Annotated in this window: 24 protein-coding genes; 15 read left to right on the forward strand and 9 right to left on the reverse strand. The window is 68.9% G+C overall.

All coding sequences use genetic code 11. The features are described 5' to 3' along the window. Positions 1 to 208 precede the first annotated feature (208 nt). Complete coding sequence (locus FNH24_RS30485) at positions 209 to 1609, forward strand: DUF4032 domain-containing protein (protein WP_152366021.1); 1401 nt, start codon at positions 209 to 211, stop codon at positions 1607 to 1609. Positions 1610 to 1625: 16 nt separating this feature from the next. Here the strand turns inward: FNH24_RS30485 and FNH24_RS30490 are convergent, their stop codons facing one another. Together FNH24_RS30490 and FNH24_RS30495 are read right to left on the reverse strand one after the other, a co-directional pair. After that, entirely contained in the window at positions 1626 to 2726 is a 1101-nt protein-coding gene (locus tag FNH24_RS30490) for a hypothetical protein (RefSeq protein WP_152366022.1), read from the reverse strand. 88 nt (positions 2727 to 2814) lie between these two features. Then, on the reverse strand, positions 2815 to 3279 hold the full coding sequence (locus FNH24_RS30495; RefSeq protein WP_152366023.1) for a nitroreductase/quinone reductase family protein: 465 nt from the start codon (positions 3277 to 3279) through the stop codon (positions 2815 to 2817). Between the two features lie 116 nt (positions 3280 to 3395). Between FNH24_RS30495 and FNH24_RS30500 the strand changes: the two genes are divergently transcribed. Both FNH24_RS30500 and FNH24_RS30505 read left to right on the forward strand, forming a co-directional pair. Next, positions 3396 to 3827, forward strand: a complete 432-nt coding sequence (locus FNH24_RS30500) for a MarR family winged helix-turn-helix transcriptional regulator (RefSeq protein WP_152366024.1) — start codon at positions 3396 to 3398, stop codon at positions 3825 to 3827. A gap of 9 nt (positions 3828 to 3836) precedes the next feature. Then, positions 3837 to 4241 carry a pyridoxamine 5'-phosphate oxidase family protein gene (locus FNH24_RS30505; protein WP_152366025.1) on the forward strand — a complete coding sequence of 135 codons (405 nt, stop codon included), beginning with the start codon at positions 3837 to 3839 and terminating at the stop codon, positions 4239 to 4241. Between the two features lie 9 nt (positions 4242 to 4250). On the opposite strand, the gene FNH24_RS30510 is transcribed toward FNH24_RS30505, so the two are convergent. The 4 genes from FNH24_RS30510 to FNH24_RS30525 are packed head-to-tail and all read right to left on the reverse strand — an operon-like array spanning position 4251 to position 9239. Beyond that, complete coding sequence (locus FNH24_RS30510) at positions 4251 to 5789, reverse strand: arylsulfatase (RefSeq protein ID WP_246187156.1); 1539 nt, start codon at positions 5787 to 5789, stop codon at positions 4251 to 4253. Between the two features lie 24 nt (positions 5790 to 5813). Beyond that, on the reverse strand, positions 5814 to 6716 hold the full coding sequence (locus FNH24_RS30515) for a carbohydrate ABC transporter permease (protein WP_152366026.1): 903 nt from the start codon (positions 6714 to 6716) through the stop codon (positions 5814 to 5816). Continuing rightward, complete coding sequence (locus FNH24_RS30520) at positions 6713 to 7702, reverse strand: carbohydrate ABC transporter permease (protein ID WP_152366027.1); 990 nt, start codon at positions 7700 to 7702, stop codon at positions 6713 to 6715. The genes FNH24_RS30515 and FNH24_RS30520 overlap by 4 nt, the downstream gene beginning before the upstream one ends. Before the next feature lie 4 nt (positions 7703 to 7706). Next, on the reverse strand, positions 7707 to 9239 hold the full coding sequence (locus FNH24_RS30525; protein WP_152366028.1) for an ABC transporter substrate-binding protein: 1533 nt from the start codon (positions 9237 to 9239) through the stop codon (positions 7707 to 7709). Between the two features lie 192 nt (positions 9240 to 9431). Here FNH24_RS30525 and FNH24_RS30530 point away from each other — a divergent pair, with 192 nt between their 5' ends. The 4 genes from FNH24_RS30530 to FNH24_RS30545 are packed head-to-tail and all read left to right on the forward strand — an operon-like array spanning position 9432 to position 12764. Next, positions 9432 to 10562, forward strand: coding sequence for a LacI family DNA-binding transcriptional regulator (locus FNH24_RS30530; RefSeq protein ID WP_161606401.1), 1131 nt, complete (start codon positions 9432 to 9434; stop codon positions 10560 to 10562). A gap of 29 nt (positions 10563 to 10591) precedes the next feature. Further along, positions 10592 to 12085, forward strand: a complete 1494-nt coding sequence (locus tag FNH24_RS30535) for a sulfatase family protein (protein WP_152366030.1) — start codon at positions 10592 to 10594, stop codon at positions 12083 to 12085. 35 nt (positions 12086 to 12120) lie between these two features. Further along, positions 12121 to 12348: a hypothetical protein gene (locus tag FNH24_RS30540; RefSeq protein ID WP_152366031.1), complete on the forward strand. Its 228-nt coding sequence runs from the start codon at positions 12121 to 12123 to the stop codon at positions 12346 to 12348. An 8-nt stretch (positions 12349 to 12356) separates the two neighbouring features. Continuing rightward, positions 12357 to 12764, forward strand: coding sequence for a PIN domain-containing protein (locus tag FNH24_RS30545; RefSeq protein ID WP_170304550.1), 408 nt, complete (start codon positions 12357 to 12359; stop codon positions 12762 to 12764). A 6-nt stretch (positions 12765 to 12770) separates the two neighbouring features. Here FNH24_RS30545 and FNH24_RS30550 read toward each other — a convergent pair whose 3' ends face one another. Next, positions 12771 to 13931: an acyl-CoA dehydrogenase family protein gene (locus FNH24_RS30550; protein WP_425486919.1), complete on the reverse strand. Its 1161-nt coding sequence runs from the start codon at positions 13929 to 13931 to the stop codon at positions 12771 to 12773. Between the two features lie 145 nt (positions 13932 to 14076). Between FNH24_RS30550 and FNH24_RS30555 the strand changes: the two genes are divergently transcribed. From FNH24_RS30555 to rlmB, 4 genes are read left to right on the forward strand one after another with little or no spacing between them, the layout of a single operon-like run. Beyond that, entirely contained in the window at positions 14077 to 14673 is a 597-nt protein-coding gene (locus tag FNH24_RS30555) for a TetR/AcrR family transcriptional regulator (RefSeq protein ID WP_152366032.1), read from the forward strand. Positions 14674 to 14704: 31 nt separating this feature from the next. Further along, positions 14705 to 15145: a MarR family winged helix-turn-helix transcriptional regulator gene (locus FNH24_RS30560; protein ID WP_152366033.1), complete on the forward strand. Its 441-nt coding sequence runs from the start codon at positions 14705 to 14707 to the stop codon at positions 15143 to 15145. A gap of 39 nt (positions 15146 to 15184) precedes the next feature. Further along, on the forward strand, positions 15185 to 16642 hold the full coding sequence (gene cysS / locus FNH24_RS30565) for a cysteine--tRNA ligase (protein ID WP_152366034.1): 1458 nt from the start codon (positions 15185 to 15187) through the stop codon (positions 16640 to 16642). Then, positions 16642 to 17640 carry a 23S rRNA (guanosine(2251)-2'-O)-methyltransferase RlmB gene (gene rlmB, locus FNH24_RS30570; RefSeq protein WP_152366035.1) on the forward strand — a complete coding sequence of 333 codons (999 nt, stop codon included), beginning with the start codon at positions 16642 to 16644 and terminating at the stop codon, positions 17638 to 17640. The genes cysS and rlmB overlap by 1 nt, the downstream gene beginning before the upstream one ends. On the opposite strand, the gene FNH24_RS30575 is transcribed toward rlmB, so the two are convergent. Next, positions 17637 to 18161 carry an ArsR/SmtB family transcription factor gene (locus FNH24_RS30575; RefSeq protein WP_152366036.1) on the reverse strand — a complete coding sequence of 175 codons (525 nt, stop codon included), beginning with the start codon at positions 18159 to 18161 and terminating at the stop codon, positions 17637 to 17639. The two genes, rlmB and FNH24_RS30575, sit on opposite strands and share 4 nt — an antisense overlap. Before the next feature lie 58 nt (positions 18162 to 18219). Here FNH24_RS30575 and FNH24_RS30580 point away from each other — a divergent pair, with 58 nt between their 5' ends. Beyond that, on the forward strand, positions 18220 to 19497 hold the full coding sequence (locus FNH24_RS30580) for an MFS transporter (protein WP_217428643.1): 1278 nt from the start codon (positions 18220 to 18222) through the stop codon (positions 19495 to 19497). Here FNH24_RS30580 and FNH24_RS30585 read toward each other — a convergent pair. Next, on the reverse strand, positions 19489 to 20655 hold the full coding sequence (locus FNH24_RS30585) for an MFS transporter (protein ID WP_161606402.1): 1167 nt from the start codon (positions 20653 to 20655) through the stop codon (positions 19489 to 19491). The genes FNH24_RS30580 and FNH24_RS30585 overlap by 9 nt on opposite strands. Before the next feature lie 199 nt (positions 20656 to 20854). Here FNH24_RS30585 and FNH24_RS30590 point away from each other — a divergent pair, with 199 nt between their 5' ends. The 3 genes from FNH24_RS30590 to FNH24_RS30600 all read left to right on the forward strand — a co-directional run bounded on the left by FNH24_RS30590 (position 20855) and on the right by FNH24_RS30600 (position 24653). Next, positions 20855 to 21463, forward strand: coding sequence for a hypothetical protein (locus FNH24_RS30590; protein ID WP_152366038.1), 609 nt, complete (start codon positions 20855 to 20857; stop codon positions 21461 to 21463). 99 nt (positions 21464 to 21562) lie between these two features. Further along, positions 21563 to 23032 (forward strand): glycine hydroxymethyltransferase, encoded by a 1470-nt coding sequence (locus FNH24_RS30595; protein ID WP_152366039.1) that lies wholly within the window; start codon positions 21563 to 21565, stop codon positions 23030 to 23032. Positions 23033 to 23105: 73 nt separating this feature from the next. Then, the gene (locus FNH24_RS30600) at positions 23106 to 24653 is read left to right on the forward strand and encodes a sugar ABC transporter permease (protein WP_152366040.1); all 1548 of its coding nucleotides are present in this window, start codon (positions 23106 to 23108) and stop codon (positions 24651 to 24653) included. Positions 24654 to 24776 lie beyond the last annotated feature (123 nt).

Consider the following 24776-nt stretch of genomic DNA (forward strand, 5'->3'; position numbering starts at 1 on the left):
GCCCCGGCGAGGGCGGTCAGCCGCCGGCTCGAGAGGTTGTTGACCCGGGTCGGGAGCACAACAACTCCGGGACACTCCGCTCCGGAGCCCTCATCGGGCGCTCGCCGCCGCCGGTCGGTCCCCCGCTCCGCTGTCGCCGAGACGTCACTTGTGCACCGACACGCCGCCCAAACGCGTGCGTTAGTGCCGGGTCGGCGAGGATGGGGGGGTGCCTCGTTTTGTTGCCGCTCGCCCGGACTCGCGGCTGATCACGCTGCCGTGGGACGTGCCGCTGGAGGAATGGCCGACGGAACACCTGGTGGCGCTGCCGCGGGGCATCTCCCGGCACGTGGTCCGGTTCGTCCGGGTCGGCAGTGAGATCTACGCCGTCAAGGAGGTGCTGGAGCACCTGGCGATCCACGAATACCGGCTGCTCCGCGACCTGACCCGGCTGGACACCCCGTCGGTCGAGCCGGTCGGGGTGGTGACCGCGCGCGCCGACCCGACCGGCGAGCCGCTGGACTCGGTGTTGATCACCAAGCACCTGCAGTTCTCGCTGCCGTACCGCTCGTTGTTCACCCGCGGAGTCCGGCAGGACACCGTGAACCGGCTGGTCGACGCGATGGTCGTGCTGCTGGCCCGGCTGCACCTGATCGGCTTCCTCTGGGGCGACGTGTCGCTGTCCAACACCCTGTTCCGCCGCGACGCCGGCTCCTTCGCCGCCTATCTGGTCGACGCCGAGACCGGCGAGCTGCACCAGGATCTGAGCGACGGGCAGCGGGAACACGACCTCACCATCGCCCGGACCAACCTGTTCGGCGAGTTCAGTGATCTTGAAGCCGGCGGCTTGTTGGACGAGGCGCTGAAGCCGCTGGTGCTGGTCGACGCGATCGAGAACCGTTATCGCGACCTGTGGTCGGAGCTGACCGGGGTCGAGGAGTTCGACGGCAGCGAGATGCACCGGATCGAGAGTCGGGTCCGGCGGCTGAACGCGCTCGGCTTCGACGTCGCCGAGCTGGACATCACCACCGACTTCGCCGGGTCGACGATCCGGATCCAGCCCAAGGTGGTCGACGCCGGTCACCACTCCCGGCGGCTGATCCGGCTGACCGGGCTGGACACCGAGGAGAACCAGGCGCGCCGGCTGCTGAACGACCTGGACTACTTCCGGGCCCGGACCGACCAGCAGAACGCCGACGAGTCGATCGTCGCGCACCAGTGGCTGACCGAGGAGTTCGAGCCGGTGATCACCGCCGTCCCGGATGAGCTGAGGGGCAAGCTCGAGCCGGCCGAGCTCTACCACGAGGTGCTGGAACACCGCTGGTTCCTGTCCGAGCAGGAGGGGCACGAGGTGTCGATGATCGACGCCATCGAGTCCTACGTCGGCACGGTGCTGCGCGGGCTGCCGGACGAGGCGATCGTCTCCGCCACCGGCGACGACGGGCCGGCCCTGGCCAATCCGTACGATCCGTCGCAGGGTTTCGCCGACGATGATCAGGAGAAGCCGTACGACCCGTGGGAGGACGGCGACGAGGCGCCCGAGGCCGGCCCCGAGGCGTCCTCCGGCCTGCTCGACATCGCGGCCCTGCGCCGCAAGGCCGCGGCCCGCACCACCGGCGAAGCCGGCTGACCACAGCTCGGCGGCGTCAGCAGAACCCGCCGTTCGCCGAGTTGTACCGACACGGTGACAGCAGGTCGAGCTGCACGTAGTACAGCCGCAGCTGGTCGTCGTCGATCACGTCCAGGTAGGCGTGCAGTCCGCCGACATAGGCCATCCCGCCCGCCACCGCACGGTTCTGGGTGAGCCAGTCCTTCGCCGCCGCGGCCCGCGGACCGCCGAGCGCGTCCAGCACCGCACCGGTCTCGGCCAACGCGGCTTCCATCGCCTTGTCGTCCTGACCGGTGTTCGCCCCGACGTAGAGCCGGCCGAGGCCGCGTGGAATGGCCCGGCTCGCCACGATCGTGAGTCCGTCGTCGGCGCCCTGCTTGCAGGTGATCTGGTATTCGGAGCCCCGGTCACAGCGGTAGCCACGCTGCACCGCAACCGACTCGACCAGGTCCAGATCGCCCGGCAGCGTGGCAGCGACCAGGTCCGGCGACTGCCAGCCGGACCGCTCGAATCTGATCTTGCTGGTGGAATCAGTGAAGCGATGCAGCTCCGCCGAACCCCAATCGGTGTCGAACTTCGCCTTCTCGGCTGCCAACTCCGCGCGGACCACCGCGGCGTCCGCGGCAGTCAGCTCGGCGGCCTCGGCGAAGTCGCCGACGAGCTCGTCGAACGCGCGGTGGGCCGTCGCCTGATCATCGGCGCCGATGTAGTCGAGATCGATCGTGACCTCGCTGAGCGTGCCATCCACCGGGCCGAGGAACTCGACCCGCACCTGGTGGTCGAAGTCCTTCCGGTAGCAGCCACGGCTGAACACCTTCGCGAGGTTCTCGTCCGAGCAGGCGAGCCCTCGGGCCCGCAGCAAGGTGCTGAACGCCTCGGCCTGCCCTCGGGCCGGTCCGCCGGTGTCGGGGACCTCTCGGTACGACTTCTTCGATGGTTCCGGCGTGCTCGTAGCGCCCGGCGTGGGGGTGTCCGAAGCCTCCCGGTCTCGCGTTGAGTCCAGCACATTTCGAAAGACCACGATGCCGCACGCCGCGACCGCAACGAGGGCGAGGCTGGACAGTACGATCAGCGCGACCAGACCGTCCCGGCGCGGCGGCGGCAGTGGTCGGCCGGACGGGTGCCTCCCAGGGCTCATGCCTGGATTCGATCAGACCTCACTGACCCGCCACTGACAGGTCCGTCCGATCGTTGCGGATCCGGCTGGATCGAGAGAGGTCCGCCGATCAACCGGCTCGGCGGGTCAGCCGGATGACCGGCAGGTCGCGATCGGTCTGCTCCTGGTACTGGGCGAAGCGGGGCACCGCGGTCGTGATCTCCAGCCAGGCCCGATCGCGCTCCGCTCCGGCGAGTTGATCGGCGGTGACCGGGATCCTCCCCCCGCCGAGCTCGATCTGCACCTGACCAGGACGGGCGGCGAGGTTGTAGTACCAGGCCGGATTGTTGGGTGCGCCGGCGGCCGAGGCGACGATCAGCCAACTGTCGTCGGGACCCGGGAACCAGCCCACCGGGGTCATCCGCTCGGCCCCGCTCTTGCGACCGACAGTGACCAGCACCAGGGTCTGCAGGCCCAGGAACCCGCCGCCCTTGCGGCGAATCCGGTTCACCACGCGCCGGTTGACCCAACCGAGGAGCCGTCCCGCCTTGGGCTGCCGGGCGCCACGGGTTCCGTTGACTGTGTCGAAGCTCATCTCGTCTCCTTCTGCACTGCTGTCTGGTCAACTGTTGAATCGCTCAATCAATGACTCAACCGTACATCGATACGTGACTGAATCAACTATTGACAGACCGCAGTATCATCGGGGCCATGGCAGATCGAGAGAGCCGGCTGGAAGAGGTGAGTCGGCTGTCGCAGATGTTGATCGACATCGTCGAGGAGGCCAAGGCCGACTTCACCCGGATCGCGGCGGGCTTCGACCTGCCGGTGCATCTGGCCCGCGCCGTCCTTGCGCTCAACCGTCCCGCACCGATGCGGGAGCTCGCCGAGCAACTCACCTGCGATCGGTCCTACATCACCAACCTCGCCGACCAGCTGGAGGAGCGCGGGCTGGTCAGCCGGGTGCCGGGCGAAGATCGCCGGGTCAAACTGCTCCAGCTGACCCGGTCGGGCCGGTCGTTGCGCGACCGGTTGTCGGCGGCCGTTGCCGAGGACGCTCTGGTGCTGCGCCGGCTCACCGCCGCCGACCGGAAGACCCTCGCGCCCTTGCTCGAGAAGCTCCTGACCGACGAGCCCCGTTAGGGTGACCACATGCCCGAAGCCCTGCCCGACGACGTCCGAAGCTTCCTCAGCAAGGCCAATCCGGCGGTCATGGCGACCACCAGGAAGGACGGCCGGCCGATCACGGCGGCCACTTGGTATCTGCTCGAGGCCGACGACCGGATCTTGATCAACTTCGACGCCGAACGGGTCCGGCTGCAACACGTGCGCCGGGATCCACGCTGCGCGCTGGACGTGCTGCCGCTCGAGGACTGGTATTCCCATGTCGCCCTCCAGCTCGACGTCGTCGAACTCACCGAGGACACCGGGTTGGCCGACATCGACGCCCTCGCCAAGCACTACACCGGCCATGGTTACCCGAACCGGGAGCGGCCGCGGTTCAGCGCCCGGGCGGAGATCCGCAGCTGGTGGGGTTGGGGTGAGTTCGACCACTGACCCGGTCGGTCAGGGGGTCGCACCCACCAGGGCCGTGATCTCGGCGCGCTCGGTCCGCACCGGGCGGCCGGTGATCAACTCGCCGTCGGCGACATAACCCTCCTCGCGTCCGTCCAGGTAGTTGATCAAGCGGCCGCGCCAGTCGGCGATCTCGACCGCGCGGGCCGGATCGTCGATCAGGTTGTGCAGCTCCTGCGGATCGGACTCGAGGTCGAAGAACTGCTCGATCCCCTTCTGCGACGCCCAGAGATACTTGCGTTTGCCGTCGGTGACCCACTGCAGCGACTGCGCGAAATGCGTGTGCTCGCCGTGAATCTCGCGCCGCCAGGTCTCCGGTGCCGTCCGGCCGGTGGCGAACGGAGCCAGACTGACGCCGTCGACGGTGCCGGGCACCTCGACGCCGGCGAAGTCGAGCACCGTCGGCATGATGTCGCGCAGCTCGGTCACCTCGGTGATCACCTGGCCCCGCGGCGCGTCGGCGGCGAACCGCGGCGCCGGCCGGACGATCAACGGCACGTTCGCGCTGCCCTCGAAGCCGACCGACTTCCGGTACATGTCGTGATCACCCATCATGTCGCCGTGATCGGAGGTGAAGATGATCACGGTGTCGTCGAGCAGTTCGTAGTCGGCCAGCCCCTCCAGCAGCCGGTTGAGCTGCATGTCGATGTGGGTGATCAAACCGTAGTAGCCGGTGACGGTCCGATGGTGGGTCTCCGGATCGAGGCGGCCGAACTTGGTCTGGTGGTAGTTATCCTCGCGGAACTCCTCGAAGGCCGACGCCCACTCACCGCGCGGCGGATCGACCCGGGGCCGGCCGATGTACTGATCCCAGGCCCACTGCGGCGGGTTGAACGGCGCGTGCGGCCGGTGGAACGACACGTAGCTGAAGAACGGCACGGTCGGGTCGCGCCGCTGCAGCCAGTCCAGCGTCTCGTGCACCACCCAGTTGGTCGGATGCAGGTATTCGTCCCGGCTCCACGGCATCGCCAACTGGGAGTTGCAGCCGAGCCCGTCGTCGAAGTAGTCGGCGTGCGGATCCTGTCCGGGTTGGCGCCGCAGCCAGGTCAGGTAGTCGTCGTTGGCCTCCAGATGCCGGCCGCCGGCCCGCCGGCCGAAGTGCAGGAAGCCGTCGTGCAGCCGTACGTCATCGAATCCGCACCGGGACCGCTCCGGAAACACGTGCATCTTGCCGATCGCCTGGGTCTGGTAACCATGATCACGCAGCACCCCCTGCATGGTCACCGGATGGGCCTCGGTGAACGGCACCCCGTCGCGATAGCCGTAGCGCCCGTGCCGCTCCTGCGACTGCCCGGTGAACAGCGCGACCCGGGCCGGCACACAGGTCGGCGTCGCCGAGTAGTTCCGGGCGAACCGAGTGCCCTGTCCGGCGATCTCGTCCAGGTGCGGGGTCTTCACCACCGGATGCCCGGCGCAGGACAGGGCATCGCCGCGCATCTGATCGACACAGATCACCATCACGTTCGGCCGGTCCAGCTTGCGGCTGCGGCTGCCGCCGGCCCGACTGCTCGGTGCGTACGGAACTGACACTGGTTCTCCTCTGTTCCTTGATCACTAGCCCTTGATCGCCCCGGCGATGCTTTCGACGAAGAAGCGTTGCAGGACGAGAAAAACGATGATGATCGGCAACATGGCGATGGTGGAGGCCGCGGTCATCACGCCCCAGTCGGCGAAATAGTCGTTGCGCAACGCGTAGACGCCGACGGCGAGGGTCTGCAGCTCGGGCCGGGTCAGGGTGAGCACCAGCGGTAGCAGGAACGAGTTCCAGGACTGCATGAACTGCAGGATGACCGCGGTCGCGATCACCGGCTTGGCCAGCGGTAGATAGACCCGGGCGAAGATCCGCAGGAACCCGGCGCCGTCGACCCGGGCCGCCTCCTCCAACTCCTTGGGCAGTTGGGAGAAGTAGCCGGCGAACAGCAACACCTGGACCACGCCGACCCCGCCGGCCTCGGCCAGCGTGACGCCCCACAGCGAACCGGACAGCCCGAGCGCGTCGATCAGATCGTAGACCGGGATGATCGTGTAGCCCTCGGGCAGGAAGATCACCAGGGCGAAGATCCCGATCACCCACTTCTTGCCGACGAACCGGTAACGGCCCAGTGCGTAGCCCATCAGCGCGGCCACGGTCACCGAGATGATGATCGATCCGGTGGTGACGAAGACCGAATTGAAGAAGAACTGGCCCATGTTGGCCTCGGTCCAGGCCCGCGACCAGTTGCCGATCCGGAGCACCGGATTGAACGGATTGAGCGAGCCGAAGATCTCCGTGGTGTTCTTCACCGACGAGGACAGCGTCCAGATGAACGGATAGATCCAGGCCAGCCCGATCGCGAACAACACGATCGAGATCCCGACCGCCCAGAGCTTCTCCCGTTTGGAGAACCGCTTCTGTTTGATCTTGCGCGGCTGCTCCGCCGCGGCCGATCGCCCGGTCGGTTGCAGGGTGGTGGTCATCGACGATCACCCGCCTCGCGCAGCGACGACCGGGCCTCGGCCACCTTGCGGGCCGCCCACAGCTGGATCACGGTGAAGATCAACGTGGCCACGCCGAAGAAGCAGCCGGCGGCCGAGGCGTACCCGAGCCGCGGCACCGAACCCATCTCCGGCTGGAACGCCGTCTGGTAGATGTAGATCTCGATCAACTGGGTGGAGAAGTACGGACCGCCGCCGGTCATCGTCCACACGATGCCGAACGCGTGCAGATTGTCCTTCGCGGTCAGGATGATGATGATCAACGCGAACGGCAGCAGGATCGGCAGCCGGATGTGCCGAAGGATCCCCCACGCGCCGGCCCCGTCGATCCGGGCCGCCTCGACGTATTCCTGCGGGATCGTCTGCAGCGCGGCCAGCCAATAGATCATCGTGATGCCGAAGTTCTTCCAGACATGCACCAACAGCACCGTCCAGAGCGACATGCCCGGGTCGGACAGGAATTCCACCGGCTGCTGCACCAGGCCGGTGGAGGTCAGCACCGAATTGAGCGGCCCGTTGTTGGGGCTGAGCACGAACGTCATCACCACCCCGATCACCGCCGCCGCGGCCGTCACCGGGAGGAAGAACATGGTCCGGAACAACGGCGACAGCCGCATCACCTGCTGGTTCAGCACGATCGCGACCAGCAGCGCCAGGATCACCCGGATCGGCGTCCCGACCAGCATGAAGATCGCCGATCGACCGAACGCCCGCCAGAACATCGGATCGTTGACCAACTCGACGTAGTTGTCCAACCCGATGAACGTCATGTCCTCGGTGAACCCGGACCAGCGCATGGTCGAGAACACCCACGACATGATCATCGGATAGAACGTGAACAACGCGGTCAAGATCAACGCCGGCAACAGGAAGATGTAGCACCAGCGGGCGTTGACCCGCTCATACCAGCCGCCGACCCGCCGCTGCGCGCGCTGTTGCAGGTCGGGGACGGACGGGGCGATCGTCACCGGATCACCCGAGCGCCTCGTAATCGGCCTTGGTGTAGTCCTTGGTCGGATCCCAGTTCGGGAAGGTGTAGTCGTCCAGCGTCGCGGTCGCACCTTCCGCCCGCGCGGTGTCGATCGCGGCCTCCAACGACTCCTGCTGCTGGGCGCTGAACCGAGCGAACTGAGCTTCGACGGATCCCTTGAGTTCGCCGGTGAAGATGCCGGCCATCAGGTCGGCCCAGCTTGGCTTGACCTCCTTGCGGACCAGCGTCACCTTGGCCACGTCGGGATTGCGGATCGCGGCCTGCGGTGCCACCTTCATGATCTTGGCTGCCAGGTCCGACGCGGTCTTGGCATTGGCATCGAGCAGTCCGGGCTGATCGGCGTCGGAGTTGAACTGCTCGTTCAGCGACACCAGATTGCCCTCGCTCAGGATCACCAGCATCCTCTGGCCGTCCGGAGTGCCCATGTAGTTGAGGATCTGACCGGCGACCGTGGGGTACTTCGTCTTGGCGTAGACCCACGGATTGTTGGCGCCGTTCTGGGCGAACGGCTGCACCCAGTCCGTGCCGCCGTCGGGGCTCGGCACCGGCCCCATCACGTACTTCCAGTCGGGGCCGGTGCGCTTCCAGGCCGGGATGTCCCACGGACCGTTGAAGATCATCCCGGACTTGCCGGCCGGCATCTGCGACCGCGCGTTGGCCGCCTTCAGGCTGAGGAAGCCGGGCACGACGAGTTTGTCGGTGACGAGCTTCTGCAGGAACTCGAATGCCTGCAGCACCTGCGGTGCGTCGTAGCGGTACTTGCCGGTGCGCAGGTCCATCCCGGTCACGGTCTGCCACCCGGCGCTCTGGGCCAGCATGTCGACGATGCCGGACAGCTGATCCGAGGCGATCATCAAGCCGGTCTTGCCGCCGGTCACGACCTTCTGCAGCGCGGCGTGCAGGTCGTCCCAGGACTTGAGCTGGCTCACCGGGTCGTCGAAGCCGGCCGCCGCGAAGTTGGCCGAGTCGTAGAAGGACATGTAGGTCAGTCGGCGGTCCGAGCTGAGTGGGAAGGAGTAGACCTTGTCGTCGAAGACATGCACGCCGGGCACGAAGGCGTTCTCACCGAAGTTGGCGCGCCACGTGTCGAAGTCGGGGATCACCTGCTCCAGCGGCTGCACCCAGCCCTCGTTGACCGCGGTCGCGGCCGGCACGTTGTTCGGCACCGCGAAGATGTCCGGCGCGCTGCCGTTGCGGATGCCCAGCGGGACGACCTGGTTCACGGTGTCCCAGCCGCTGCCCTGGTAGTCGGTCTTGATGTTGGCGTGCTTGCCGGTGAACGCGGCCAGGACGGCCTTCTCGTACACCGACTTGAGATCGCCGCTGTCACACCAGCGGAACGTGACGTCCTCGGCCGGCAGCTCGGTGCTGTAGTCCGGGAAGTTGATCTCGGTGCCGCTCGGCGCGGCCGGCCCGGTGTTCTCGCCGGTGTCGACCTGGCAGCCGACGAGCGAGGCGGCCCCGACCGCGGTGATCCCGCCGATCAGCGACCGGCGACTGATTCGGGTTGTCATAGTCCTGACTCCTCTTCGAACACGGTGATGGTTATGCGCCTCACCAATTCCCTATGACACTAGTAGGTATTGATGGGTATCTCGTCGCCGTCTCGAAACCCAGACACCGAGGCGACCACGGGAGGGGGCTACGGCGCCGGGCGTCTGCCGAAGGGGATTGTCATGACCTGGCTCCTTTGCCGTATCTTGGTTATGCGCATCACCAAACCTGATCAGCCGTACGATGTCAACTGGTCCACCGGTGTCATCTCGGTGACGATCACCGTCGATGCGGCGACAGGAGGGACACCGTTGACCCAGCAACGCACCAGCCGCCCCAGCACCCAGGCCGACGTGGCCAGACTGGCCGGCGTCTCGGTCGCGACGGTGTCCTATGTCGCCAACGGCCGACGGCCCGACCGGAAGATCGCGGCCACCCCCGAGGTCGCCGAGCGGGTCCGCGAGGCGATGCGCCAACTGGACTACTCGCCCCGGCGCGCCGGCCGAGTGCTGGCCCGCAACCGGACCGACCTGGTGGCCGTCGTCGCCAGCACCTTCAACCCGTGGTCGCTCGACCTGATCACCGAGATCGAGGAGGCCGCCGCCGAGCGTGGCCTGGGGCTGATCATCCTGCGCTACGGCCACACCGGCGAGGCGATCGACCGGGTGGAGAGCCTGCTGGTCGACGGACTGGCCGACGCGGCGCTGATCCTGGGCTCCTCGGGCTTCTCCGCGGCTCGCGCGCACCGGATCGGCAGCCGGATCCCGACCTTGATCACCGGGGAGTGGTATCGGCCCCGCCGGTTCGACGTGATGGTGCAGCACGAGGCCGAGGCGGTCCGGACCGCGGCGGAGTACCTGATCCGGCACAAGGTCCGGCGTCCCGCCTTCCTGGCCGAGCCGGTCGACCAGTCCCGCCACCGGTCGGTGGCCTTCGCCACCACGTTCCGTCAGCACGGCTTTCCGGATTCGGCGATCACGATCGCCGATCAGCCGCCAGGTTTGAGCGGGTTCCTCGAGTCGCGGAGCCGGGCGACCGAGTTGTTGGACCAACCGCGGAGCCGTCGCCCCGATGCGATCCTGGCACACTCCGACCGGGCGGCGATCTCCGCGGCCTGGGCGGCGATGCAACTCGGCATCCGGGTGCCCGATGAACTCAAGATCATCGGGATCGGCAATATCGTCGAGGGAACGGAGATCAATCCGGCGCTGACCACGATCGGCACCGACACCTCCGCGTACCGGCCTATGTTGCACCGACTGTTCGACCGGATCGATACGCCGGATCAACCGACCCGCACCATCGCGGTCCCCTGGCGCTTGATCATCCGCGGCACCGCCTGAGTGCACCACTCCGCCGAAGGAGCATGATCGTGACCAGCCGTCCGCACCTCGTGATCTTCAATCCCGACCAGTGGCGCGGCGACGTCCTCGGGCACGCGGGCAACCCCGCCGCGGTCACGCCCAACCTGGACCGGCTGGTCGAGACCGACGCGGTCGGCTTCGAGCGGGCGTTCTGCCAGAACCCGGTCTGCACGCCGAGCCGCTGCTCGTTCATGAGCGGCTGGTATCCACATGTCCGTGGCCATCGCACGATGCACCACATGATGCGCCCCGACGAGCCGGTGCTGCTGAAGACGCTGAAGGACAACGGTTACTTCGTCTGGTGGGGCGGCAAGAATGATCTTGTCCCGGCCCAGCACGGCTTCGACGCCTATTGTGACGTCAAATACCAGCCGACCGAAGACGTCCGGCCGATGTTCGCGAACGACCGGCAAGCCGAGTGGCGGGGCGAGCCGGGCTCTGACGGCTATTACTCCTTCCAGGTCGGACGGCTGCCGACCGAGGGCGATCAGCCCTATTACGACAGTGACTGGGCCAATGTGCACGGCGCGATCGACCAGATCCGTCGCTGGGCCGAGGAAGATCACGACGAGGACGAGGCGCTCTGCCTCTATCTGCCGCTGACCTACCCGCATCCGCCGTACGCGGTGGAGGATCCGTGGTTCTCCATGATCGACCGCGATCTGCTGCCCGACCGGACGACCGGCCCGGACCCCGACTCGGGACCGGAGCCGAGCATCCTGACCGGAATCCGTGCGCGGCAAGGGCTGCGGGGCTGGACCGAGGATCGCTGGCGGGAGCTGCGGGCGACGTACTACGGGATGTGTGCCCGGGTCGATCACCAGCTCGGACTGGTGCTCCAGGCGCTCCGCGACGCCGGGATGTACGACGACACCGCCTTGTTCTTCTTCTCCGATCATGGTGACTTCACCGGCGACCACGGCCTGGTCGAGAAGACCCAGAACACCTTTGCCGACTGCCTCACCCGGGTGCCGTTGATCATCAAGCCGCCGGCCGGCACCCCGATCCGGCCGGGCGTCCGCGACGCCCTGGTCGAGCTGATCGACGTGCCCGCGACGATCGAGACACTGACCGGCATCGAGCCGGGCCACACCCACTTCGGCCGATCATTGCTGCCACTGATCGCCGGCGCGACCGATGATCACCGCGACGCCGTCTTCTGCGAGGGCGGCCGACTGCGCGACGAGCGGCAGGCGATGGAACTGGAGAGCCGGGCCCACGACGACCCGACCGGCCTCTACTGGCCGCGGATCTCGCTGCAGGCCGGCTCCGGCCCGGAGCACGGCAAGGCGGCCATGTGCCGCACCGCCGACCACAAATACGTGCACCGCCTGTACGAGACCGACGAACTGTACGACCTCCGCACCGACCCCGCCGAGACCCGCAACCTGATCAACGACTCCGCCTACGCCGACGTCGCCCGCACCCTCTCGGCCCGGATGCTCGCCTGGTATCAGGAGACCGCCGACGCCGTCCCGTACGACACCGACTCCCGGACCTAGTTTCGTCCCGATCGCATCAGCGGTAGGATTGAGCGGTGACCGAGGCACACGCCTACAAGAAGGTGAGCTGGACCATCGAGGCTGATGTCCTCGATCAGGTCCAGGCTCGGGTGCCGCGCGGTCAACAGTCCGCCTACGCGACCAGAGCCCTTCGGCGCCAGCTCGAGCGGGACGGCCTCGAAGAACTGGTCGGAGAGCTGGTCGACGCCAACGGTCCGCTGGATGAGGACGAGGTGCAGCGATACGCCGAGGAGCTTCGCTGACGACACCGGTGTCCAGGACCGTCGTCCTGGACACGGAAGCGGTGTCGGCCGTGGCTCGCCGCGAGCGCGGCATGGCCGAGCTTCTGGAGGCAGCACTGCGCAATGATCAACGGGTCGTCGTGCCGAGCCTCGTACTGGCCGAACTCATGACGGGAGCACTCCGCGACGCGGCGATCTGGCACCTGATCCGACGACTTCCGGTGATCGACATCGACGCGCGGATCGCGGCCCGCGCCGGGACGTTGCGCGAGCAGGCAGCGGCGAACCGCCGAAAGAAGCGCGACCTGACGGTCGACTCGGTCGTCGCGTCGGTGGCCGTCACGGTCGAGCCGGCCGCCGTCGTCACCGCGGATCCGGAGGACTTCCGGCTGCTCACCGCTGGTCACGACGTCACGGTCGTCGCTCTCACCCGCTGATCGAAATCAGCCGGCTTCACCGCGGAGCAATTGCCTGGCGATGACCAGGCGCTGGATCTGGTTGGTGCCCTCGAAGATCTGGGTCGCCTTGGCCTCGCGGAAGTAGCGCTCGACCGGGAAATCCTTGGTGTAGCCGTAGCCGCCGAGCACCTGAACCGCGTCGGTGGTGACCCGCATCGCCGCATCGGTCGCGGTCAGCTTGGCCACGGCCGCCTCCCGGGTGAACGGGCGCCCGGCATCCCGCATCCGGGCCGCGTGCAGATAGGTGGCGCGAGCAGTGTCGACGGCCGCGGCGAGCTCGGCCAGCAGGAACTGCAATCCCTCGAACTCGGCGATCGGCCGGCCGAACTGCTCCCGCTGCCGGGCGTAGTCGACGGCGCAGTCCAGCGCCGCCTGGGCCAGGCCGGTGGCACAGGCCGCGATGCCGAGCCGGCCGGAATCCAGGGCGGACAGGGCGATCCGCATGCCGTCGCCCTCGGCGCCGATCCGGCGTTCCGCGTCCACCTCGACCGCGTCCAGGAACAGCGGGCAGGTCGGCGAGGCGGTCAGGCCCAGCTTGCGTTCCGGCGGGCCGAAGGTCAGCCCCTCGGCGCCGGCCGGAACCAGGAAGCAGCTCATCCCCTGCTTCGGATCCTCGCTCGTTCGGGCGAACGTCACGTAGTAGTCGGCCACGCCCGCGTGGCTGATCCACGCCTTCGCGCCGTCCAGCTGATAGCCGCCGTTGTCCCGTTTGGCCCGGGTGGTCATGGCCGAGATGTCCGAACCGGCCTGGGATTCCGACAGTGCGTACGCCCCCAGGAGATCGCCCCGGGTCAGCTCCGGCAGCCAGCGCCGGACCTGGTCCGGGGTGCCGTTGTGCTGGACGACGAAGCAGGTCATCACGTGCACCGAGATGCCGACGCCTACGCTCATCCAGGCGGCCGCGACCTCCTCCAGGGCCTGCAGATAGACCTCGTACGGCTGCCCCAGCCCGCCGAACTCCTCCGGGTACGGCAATCCCAGCAGGCCGGTCTCGCCGAGCAGCCGGAACGTCTCCCGCGGGAACTCCGCCGCCTCCTCGGCGGCGGCCGCCTTCGGCGCCAGCTCCTCCCGCGCGATCTCCGCCACCAGGGCGACCAGCTCCGCGGCCTCGGGCGTCGGCAGCAACCGTTCCACGGGCATGATCATCCTCCTCCGGACACTCTAAACGGTACTGTACGCAGTACGGCAGTACCGTTACGAGTGGAATTGCGTCGCCGGGGAAGTTCTCACCGAACTGTGACCTGAAGCCGGATATTTGGTGCGCGCGGTTCCGCGCAGGACACTAGCCAGGATGGTCACCCTGTTTTCCGGCCAACCGGGCCCGAGGAAGCCGACACGACGGCAGGCTCAGCTTCGTGATCACCTCGTCCGGTTGATCCTGGCCGAGGGGTTCTCGACGTTCACGATGGACGAGTTCGCGGCGCGGCTGCGCTGCTCCAAGCGCACCCTCTACACCCTGGCCAAGAGCAAGGAGCAGCTGGCGACGCTGGCCGTCCGGGAGTTCTTCAAGACCGCGACGGAGCAGGTCGAGGCCGCGATCCGCCGCGTCCGCCAGCCCGCCCGCCGGGTCGTCGCCTATCTGCAGGCGGTCGCCGCCGCCCTGGCTCCGGCGTCGCGGGAGTTCCACGACGACGTGGCCGCCTTCCGGCCGACCCGGGAGATCTATCAGCGCAACACCGAGGCCGCCGCGCAGCGGGTCCGGGAGCTGATCGACGACGGTCGGCGGGCCGGCGCGTTCCGTAACGTACCGACGGCGTTCGTCGCCGAGGTGATCGCCGCGACCATGCAGCGGATCACCAGCGGCGAGATCCAGGCCTCGACCAAGCTGTCCGACGCCGCCGCGTACACCGAATTGGCCCGACTGGTGGTCGCCGCCGTACGCCGCTGAGCGGCACCCCTTCTTCTACTACCCTTCAGCCATGGACGACGACCTGCACCAGCTGGGCGAGGATCTGGTCACCACCTCGGCCCGGATCGTGCGGTGGACGCCCAAGGACGGTTACTCGCTGAGCCTGGCCTCGGCCCGGATCCTGGCCCGGCTGATCGACAACGGCCCGACCCGGATCAGCGACCTGGCCACGCTGGAGCGGTCGTCCCAGCCGACCATCACCAACCACGTCAAGCGCCTCGAGGCCGAGGGCCTGGTCCGCCGCGACACCGACGCCACCGACGCGCGGGTCTGGGTGATCACGCCGACCGAGGAGGGGCTGCGGCAGATGCGGGCGATGCGCTACCAACTCGGCACCAACGTCGAGCCGTTCCTGGCCGAGCTGTCCGCGGCCGACCGGGCGGCCCTGCGCGATGGGCTCGCGGTGATGCTGAAGCTGATGGCCGCGCGCCCCAACTCCCCCGGTGGATAACGGTCTGGACCTCCGGCCGGGGGACACTAAGCTGTCCCGGTGACGCTTCGCCTCTACGATTCAGCGTCCCGCAAGGTGCGGGACTTCGATCCGGTCGAGCCCGGAAAGGCTTCGATCTATCACTGTGGGCTGACCGTACAGAGCGCGCCGCACCTGGGCCACATCCGTAAAGAGGTCAACTTCGACGTCCTGCGCCGCTGGCTCACCCATCAGGGCTTCGAGGTCACGGTGATCGCCAACGTCACCGACATCGAGGACAAGATCTTGATCAAGTCCGCGGCTGCCGGGACGCCGTGGTACGCCCATGCGTACCGGTTCGAGCGCGAACTGCACGACGCCTATGCCGCGATCGGCTGCCAGCCGCCGACGTACGAGCCGCGGGCGACCGGCCACATCCCGGAGATGATCGAACTGATCTCGACGCTGATCGACCGCGGTCATGCGTACGCCGCCGAGGACGGCTCGGGCGACGTCTACTTCGACGTGCGGTCCTGGCCGGACTACGGGTCGTTGTCCGGGCAGCGGATCGAGGACATGGAGCCCGACCCGGACGAGGACTTCCGGGGCAAGCGCGACCCGCGGGACTTCGCGCTGTGGAAGGGCCACAAGCCGGCCGAGCCGGTCACGGCCTCGTGGCCGACACCGTGGGGCCGCGGCCGGCCGGGCTGGCACATCGAATGCTCGGCGATGGCCGGCAAGTATCTCGGCGCCGAGTTCGACATCCACGGCGGCGGGCTCGACCTGCGCTTCCCGCACCACGAGAACGAGTTGGCCCAGTCGACCGCGGCCGGGCAGAAGTTCGCCCGGGTGTGGATGCACAACGCCTGGGTGACGGCGGCCGGGGAGAAGATGAGCAAGTCGCTCGGCAACGGCGCGCTGGTGTCGGAGGTGATCAAGCGGCACGCGCCGCGGGCGGTGCGCTTCTATCTGGTGATGCCGCACTACCGCTCGGCGATCGAATACTCCGACGCCGCGGTCGGCGAGGCGGCCTCGGCGCTGGCCCGGGTCGATCACTTCGTCGAGCGGGCGACCGAGCTGGTCGGGCCGACCCGCGACGATCTGCTGCCGAGCGATTTCGCGGCGGCGATGGATGATGATCTTGGTACGGCGAGCGCGGTCGCGGTCCTGTTCAACACCGTTCGGGACGGCAACTCGGCGATCGCCGCCGGTGATCATGAACGGATCGCCGAGCTGTGCGGTCAGGTGCGGGCCATGCTCGCCGTCCTCGGCCTGGCGGCCGACGACCCGATCTGGGGAGTCCCAGCCGGTGACCAAGATCGATTCCGGCGGGTGATCGATGGCCTGGTCGCGGAGTTGATCAAGCAGCGCGCCGACGCCCGGGGCCGGAAGGACTATCCCGCCGCGGACGCGATCCGGTCTTCGCTGACCGACGTCGGGGTGGAGCTGACCGACACCCCGGACGGGACGCGCTGGACGCTGCGCGCGACCACATCCCCCGACAGCAACGACAGCAACGCACCGCAGAAGGAGTCCTGATGCCGGGCAACAGCCAACGGAAGGGCGCGATCCGCCGCAAGGGCAAGGGCAACACCGCCGGGTCGGGCGGCCGGGTCCGCCGCGGCCTGGAGGGCAAGGGCCCGACGCCGAAGGCCGAGGACCGTCCCTATCACCCGGCCCACAAGGCGAAGAAGGCTCAGGGCGCCCGGCAGGGCACGAATCGACCGAGCGCGTCGGGCTCGGACCGCGGCCGCGGGCCGGGCACCCGGCCCGACCGCGCGGGCGGCCCCCGACGCTCCGGCGCCGCGGGAGCGGAGTGGGTGGTCGGCCGGAACCCCGTGCTGGAAGCGATGCTGGCCGAGATCCCGGTCAAGTCCGGCTTCGTCGCCGAGGGCGCCGACCGGGACGACCGGCTCAGCGACATCTTCAAGATCGCGGCCGAGCGTCACATGCCGCTGCTCCAGGTGACCCGGAACGAGCTGGAGCGGCTGGTCGGCGATGCCGTGCACCAAGGGGTGGCGCTGCAACTGCCCGAGTTCGTCTACGCCCATCCCGACGACCTGCTGGCCGACGCCGTGGCGGCGGGTGACCAGGGGCTGGTGGTCGCGCTGGACGGGATCTCCGATCCGCGCAACCTCGGCGCGATCGTCCGCTCGGCGGCCGCCTTCGGCGCCCAGGGCGTACTCATCCCGGAGCGGCGGGCGGCCGGCATGACCGCGGCCGCCTGGAAGTCCTCGGCCGGCGCCGCGGCCCGGCTGCAGATCGCCCGGGCCACCAATCTCAACCGGGCCCTGCGGTCCTACGCCGACGCCGGGCTGACCCTGGTCGGACTGGACGGCACCGCGGACACCACGTTGGCGAAGGTGGCCGAGACGCGCGGGCCGACCGTGCTCGTGGTGGGCGCCGAAGGGTCCGGGCTGTCCCGCCTGGTCCGCGAGGCCTGCGACGTGATGGCGTCGATCCCGATGGCCGCCGAGGTCGAGTCGCTGAACGCGGGCGTCGCCACCGGCATCGCCCTCTACGAGCTCTCCCGCTAGCCCGCGGACCCCGGCGGGTTCAGGTCGGGGTGCAGCGCGGTGAAGAGTGAATAGGGGTCGCCGTCGGGGTCCGGGCCCCGGTCCTTGAACTCGGTGGCCAGCGCGTGCAGCCGCTGCTGGAACTCGGCCCGGTGTTCGGCGTTGAGCTTGAGCCCGAGCCAGGTGATGTCGAGCTCGGCCGGCGACAGGCCCTGGATCTGCTGCAGGAACGTCTCGACCAGGGCGTACGAGCCGTCCTGGATCGGCGTCCGCCAGGACAGACCGGTCGCCTTGTACGGCACCTCGCGGGACCCCTGATTGCCCGACCGCTCCGGCTCCGCGGCGAGATAGCCGGTGCCGACGAGCGTGCGGACGTGGTGCAGCATCGTCCCGGGATTCACCCCGAGCAGTTCGGCGAGCTCCTTGTTGGTGCGCGGCTCGAACGCGCACAGTCGCAGCACGCGGAGGCGGAGCGGCGAACTGATCGCCCGCATCCGCGCTTCGGCCGCGGGGTCGTCGCGGCCCGCCTCGGTCCGGTCCATGAGGAGAGCGTACGACAGCGATTGACAACTCTCAATCAGTCCCCACACACTGATTGACATGTCCCAATCAGCCGCGCCGAAGGGTTCACTGTGGCGCGACCGCAACTTCGTCACGCTGTGGTCCGGCCAGGCGTTCGCCCAGTTCGGCGCTCAGATCTCGGAGCTGGCGATCCCCGTGCTCGCGGTGCTGCTGCTCGGCGCCGGCGAGTTCGAGGTCGGGGTGCTGAACGCCGCCAACGTCGCCGCGTTCCTGCTGGTCGGGCTGCCGGCCGGCGCCTGGATCGACCGGATGCGCAAGCGCCACGTGATGATCATGGCCGACCTGGTCCGGGCCGTCGCCCTCGCCTGCATCCCGGTGCTGTGGGCGCTCGGCGTCCTGCAGGTCTGGCAGTTGATCATCGTCGCCGCGGTGGTCGGGGTGGCGTCGGTGTTCTTCGACGTCTCCTACCAGAGCATCGTCCCGTCGCTGGTCCGGCCGAGCCAGATCGCCGAGGCCAACGGCAAGCTGCAGTCGACGTATCAGCTGGCCAACATCGCGGGGCCGGGGATCGGCGGCTGGCTGATCGGCGTGATCACCGCCCCGCTCGCGATGCTGACGACGGCCGGCACCTATCTGTTGTCGGTCGTTGCGTTGATCTTGACCCGGGATCGGGAGGAGCGACGGGCGCCCGATGATCATGGACCGATCCTCCGCGAGATCGGCGAGGGCTTGCGCTTCGTCTTCACCGAGAAGCTGCTCCGCCGGATCGTCGGGACCACCGGCACCTCCAACTTCTTCAACACGATCTCGATGACGCTGTTGCCGCTGTTTCTGTTGCGGGACCTGGGATTCACGCCGCAAGCGATGGGTTTGATCTTGTCGCTCGGCTCGATCGGCGGGCTGCTCGGCGTGCTGGCGACACCGCACCTGGTGCGGCGGATCGGCGAGGCGCGGGCGCTGCCGGTGAGCACCATCGGTTTCAGCCTCGTCGGCCTGCTGCTGCCGCTGGCCGCCGCGGTGCCGGCCGTGGCGTTCCCGTTGCTGGTGGTGCAGTTCTTCGTCGGCAGCTTCACCGTGCTGCTCTACAACGTGACCCAGGTGACCTTCCGGCAGCGGATCACGCCGGCCCGGCTGCTCGGCCGGATGAATGCGTCGGTGCGGTTCGTCGTCTGGGGCGTGATGCCGATCGCCGCCCTGCTGGCCGGCGGGCTCGGCAGCTGGATCGGCGTCGTCCCCACCATGTGGATCGCCGCCGGCGGTCAGCTGATCGCCGCTGCGTTCGTCGTGACCGGGCCGTTCTGGAAGCTGCGGGAGCTCCCCGACCTGCACACCGACGCCGCCGAACGATCACTCTGACCGATCAGTCGGCCGGGCCGGGCGCATCAGCGGTGCGAGCACGGTGATGCCGAAACTGAGCACCAGCACGATGCCGAGCGCCAGCCCGATCGAGGTCCGCTGGGCGAGCAGTCCGATCAACGGCGGCCCGGTCAGGAAGGCGCCGAAGCCGAGCGTCGAAACCGCCGCGATCGCGCCCGCGGAGTTGTCCCGGCCGTGCTCGCCGGCCGCCGTGATCGCGGCCGGGAACACGACGGACAGACCCAGCCCCCAGAGCGCAGCCCCGAGGTAAGGGCCGGCCGGCAGTGGCAGGAACAGCACGACCGCGATCCCGGCCGCGGTGATCACTCCACAGAGCCGGACGGTGATCACCCGGCCGAGTCGATCAAGGACGAAACCGCCGGCCAGCCGGCCGATCGTGATCATCAGGCTGTAGACGGTGAACACGGCAGCCGCCGCCCCCTCGCCGAAGCCGCGTTCGTCGTGGGCGTACAGGGCCAGCCAGTCCGACGCGGAACCCTCGCCGATGTTGGAGCAGAGCAACATCACGGCGAGCAAGATCACCGGCAGCGTCAGCGCTTTGGCGCTGGGCCGGACCCGCCCACCCTCCCGGGCCGGCGCCCGATGATCATGCCAGAACAACGTGCCGATCGTGTTCGCCACCGCGACGATCGGCAGCAGCAGCCAGAAGTGCTGCCCCAGCCCGATCCCGAGCGCGGCCAGCCCGGCCCCGAGCGCCGATCCCAGCAACAGCCCGCCGCTCCACAGCCCGTGCAGCGCCGGCATCACCGACCGCCCGACGGCACGCTCGACGTCGGCCCCGTGCACGTTGAGCATCACCTCGAACAGCCCGATCGCCGCGCCGGCCAACACCAGCACCGCGCCGAACGCGACCGGCGAGGTCAGCAGCGGCAGCACCGAGAACAGGGCCGGCGCCGCGATCCCGGCGACCAGGCAGACCCGGCGGCTGGAGAACCGACGAGACAGCCGGCCGCCGAACGGCATGCTCGCGAACGAGCCGAGCCCGAGGCACACCAGCACCAGCCCGACCGTCTGCAGGTCGGCCGAGAGTTGATCACGAACCGCGGGGATGCGGGAGAACCAGGTCCCCGAGATCACCCCGCTGAGGCCGAAGCAGACGAACGTCGCCGTCAGATCTCGCCGATCCCCCTGGGTCATACGGCCACAGTGTGTCCCATCCCGGCGCCCCGCCCGCCGGCGCGGTTGTCCACAGCCGGCGGCCGTGAATCTTCGCCGTCCACAGATTTCTTCTCGCGGCGGCCGGTGCCGGGGTCCGTCCCCAGGATCAAGGGCATCCCGGCATTTGGCCGTGGACCGGGCCCCCAACGGGCCGTACGTGATCACGAGAGGACACATCATGCAGTTCATTCGAGGCCGGGCCATCCGCGGCCCGATCGTCCGCGGGCTGGCGCTGGCCACGCTCGTCACCGGTGGAGCGGTGGGGCTGGCGCTGCCGGCCCGGGCCGAGCCGGCCGTCTCCGGGCCCGCTCCGGCGGTCTCGGCGGCGGCCCGTGCCGGCTCCGATTGTGGGCCGGTGCGGCCACGACACCCGCAGCAACTCGACGGTTTCCGGCTGGGCTGGCTGCCGTCCGGACTCGGCTCGCTGGTCTCCGACTTCGAGTACGAGTGGGAGGAGGTGCGATTCACGTCCCGGGTCTGGGAGTCGGGTCCCGATGCCGACGGGGCCTACCGGGTGGATCTGCAGGTGATCGTCATGCGGTCGCCGGAGCTGAGCGACGTGGGCGCGCTGCGCGACTTCCTGGTCGAGTATCTCGAGCGCGATCCGGCGGGCTGGGCGACGGAGCCGTTCGACCATCCCGACGGGCCCGGCTTCCGCGACGCCGACGAGGTCGTCTGGCTCGCCGAGCCGGGCCCCGCGGTCCGGGTGCTGGCCGGAGCGCCGGTGGACCGCCGCGAGGCCGGACGGATCGCCTGCGCGATGCGACAGGTCCCGCCGGGTCGGTGATCGGAGGAAACGGTGGCGCACGTGATCACGTGCGCCACCCTCCGCGCGCAGCGATACCCTGAGCAGGCATCCGGCTCAGCCCCTGAGGAGAACCACCGCATGACCGATCTGTTCGCGCCCGCCATGAAGTCCAGCGACTACGCCGAGACCGCGTCCGCGGCCTATCGCGCCGCGTTGTCGGTGATCGAACAGGTGGAGCCGCGGATCGCCGAGGCGACCCGCGCCGAGCTGACCGATCAGCGGTCCTCGCTCAAGCTGATCGCGTCGGAGAACTACGCCTCGCCGGCCGTCCTGCTCACCATGGGCACCTGGTTCTCCGACAAGTACGCCGAGGGCACCATCGGCCATCGCTTCTACGCCGGCTGTCAGAACGTGGACACCGTCGAGGCGCTGGCGGCCGAGCACGCCCGCGAACTGTTCGGCGCCGAGTACGCGTACGCCCAGCCGCACTCCGGGATCGATGCCAACCTGGTCGCGTTCTGGTCGATCCTGGCCCACCGGGTCGAGACTCCGTCGCTGGCCGAGCACGGCGCCAAGTCGGTCTACGACCTCCGCGAGGACGACTGGGAGAAGCTGCGCCGGGCCTTCGGCGAGCAGCGGGCGCTCGGCATGTCGCTGGACGCCGGCGGGCACCTGACTCACGGCTTCCGGCCCAACATCTCCGGCAAGATGTTCCACCAGCGCTCGTACGGCACCGACCCGGAAACCCAGCTGCTCGACTACGACGCGGTCCGGGCCGCGGCCAAGGAATTCAAGCCGCTGGTGCTGATCGCCGGCTATTCGGCCTACCCGCGACGGATCAACTTCGCCACCATGCGGGAGATCGCCGACGAGGTCGGCGCGACCCTGATGGTCGACATGGCACACTTCGCGGGTCTGGTGGCCGGCAAGGTGTTCACCGGTGACGAGGACCCGGTGCCGCACGCGCACATCACCACGACGACCACGCACAAGTCGCTGCGTGGTCCCCGCGGCGGCCTGGTGCTGGCGACCAAGGAGTACGCGGACTCGGTCGACCGCGGCTGCCCGATGGTGCTCGGCGGACCGCTGTCGCACATGATGGCGGCCAAGGCCGTGGCGCTGGCCGAGGCCCGGACCGCCGAGTTCCGGACGTACGCCCAGAACGTCGCCGACAACGCCAAGGCCCTGGCCGAGGGCTTCCTCCGCCGCGGCGCGACCCTGGTCACCGGCGGCACCGACAACCACCTGGTGCTGCTCGACGTCTCCGGCCTGGGGCTGACCGGCCGGCAGGCCGAGTCCGCGCTGCTGGACGCCGGCATCGTGACCAACCGCAACTCGGTGCCGAGCGACCCGAACGGCGCCTGGTACACCTCCGGCGTCCGGTTCGGCACCCCGGCGCTGACCACCCGGGGCTTCGGCACCGCGGAGTTCGACCGGGTGGCCGAGTTGGTGATCGACGTCCTGAAGAACACCACGCCGGCCGCGACCAAGTCCGGCGCTCCCGGCAAGGCGAAGTACGTCCTGGCCGACGGGGTCGCAGACCAGACCAAGGCGGCCTCGGCCGAACTGCTGGACAAGCACCCGCTCTACCCCGGCCTGGAGCTCTGATCCCACCGACGCGCCAGCCACGGCGTGCCGCTGATCACCTCGGCGGCACGCCGTTGCGCTAGGGTCCACGATCGTGAGCGCACCCTCCGCCCCTGCGGCGATCAATCCGGTCTGGCGGGTGATCGGCGCCCTGCTGGTCCTCCCCGCGTTGATCTTGTGGCTGGTCCAGCTCGTCATCCCGACGGTGCGGACGATGATCATGAGCCTGCAGAAGAGCACCCCGATCAGGACCGGACCCTCGGAGTTCGTCGGACTGGTGAACTACAGCCGGGTTTTCGAGGTCGTGGCGCCGGCGTTGCCCCGGACGCTGTTGTTCGCCGGCCCGGTGATCTTGATCTCGATCCTGCTCGGACTGCTGATCGGCTCACTCGCCGCGCGCGGGACCCGGCCGGTGCGGATGATCACCCGCGGCATCCTCGGCCTGGGGTTGGTGCTCTATGCGCCGGTCGGCATCGCGCTCACCTTCGACACCCGGCTCGTCGCCGACCCGGGCACGGCGGTCCTGGCGCTGACCTGGATCACCACCGTCACTCTGCTCGCGCTGCCCGCGTCCGCGGCGGCCCTGGTGTCGATCGCGGCTTGGCGATCCGCGTCGGGCCTCACCACCTGGCTCGCGGCGGCCGGGCTGATGCTCTGCGTCGGCCTCGGCCTGGCGGTGCAGCTGTTCGCGATCCCGTACGCGGTGACCGGCGGCGGGCCGAACCGGACGACGGACACGTTGCAGACCCTGGCCACCACCTTCGGCTTCGGCATGATGAACTTCGGCTCGGCGGCGGCGATCAGCGTGCTGATCGGCCTGATCGCCGGGGTCTTCGGTCTGCTCGCCGTGCTGATCATCCTGATCGCGCGGCTCCGGATCGAGATCGATCCACCGGCGCAGCCTGATCACGGTTCCGGTCTCGGCTGGGCCGGCCTCGGCGTGGCCGGGCTGTTTCTGGTGATCATGGTTGTCGTCCTGGCGCCGTGGCTGGCCGGCAGCGCGACACCCTGGTCGGACGACTACTCCGCGGTGATCTTGATCAACACCTGGCTCCCCAGCTTGATCGGGACGTTGATCCAGATCGTCGTCGCCCTCGCGGCCGGCTTCGGCCTCGGCGCACTGCGGCCGCTCGGCCGGTTCAGCGAAGCGGGTCTGTTGATCTTCGCCCCGTGGCTGCTGGTCGGTGCCGGGCCGCTGATGCTGCAGCACTTCGACTTCCTGCGTCAGCTCGATCTGCTGGGCACCTTCGCCGGGCTGCTGCCGTCGACCATGATCAGCGTCCCGGCGCTGGTCGGGTTCACCCTGCTGTTCGCCGCGGTTCGGCGGCTGCGTGACTCCGGGGTCGGCGTCGGGGCCGCAGTCGTCCCGGTGCTCGGCGTGCTGCTGACCACCTTCGCCGTGCTCTGGCTGACCCAGGCGCAGAGTCTGCTCGGCGGCCTGGTCGGCGGCACCACGGCCGATTCGATGACCGGCCCGCTGGCGCTGGCGACGGCCCGCAACCGGGCGCCGGTCGACTACGCCGACCTGCCGCAGTCGCTGAGCACCCCGCTGATCTGGCTGATCCTGCTCGGCCTCGGCGCCATCGCGGTCCAGGCCCTCTGCCTCGACCGTCTCCGCCTGGCCACCGGCCCCCACCGCTGAAACCACCCCACCCCACCGACTTGTCAGAACTGAGTTGCGCAATAGGGCAACTCAGTTCTGACAAGTCGGCCTCGGGGTGGCCTAGCGCAACGATTTCGACATGGTCCGGTGAAATTCTTCCCG

The sequence above is a fragment of the Microlunatus speluncae genome (genome assembly GCF_009299835.1).
In the GTDB taxonomy this organism is placed as follows: Bacteria; Actinomycetota; Actinomycetes; order Propionibacteriales; family Propionibacteriaceae; genus Microlunatus; species Microlunatus speluncae.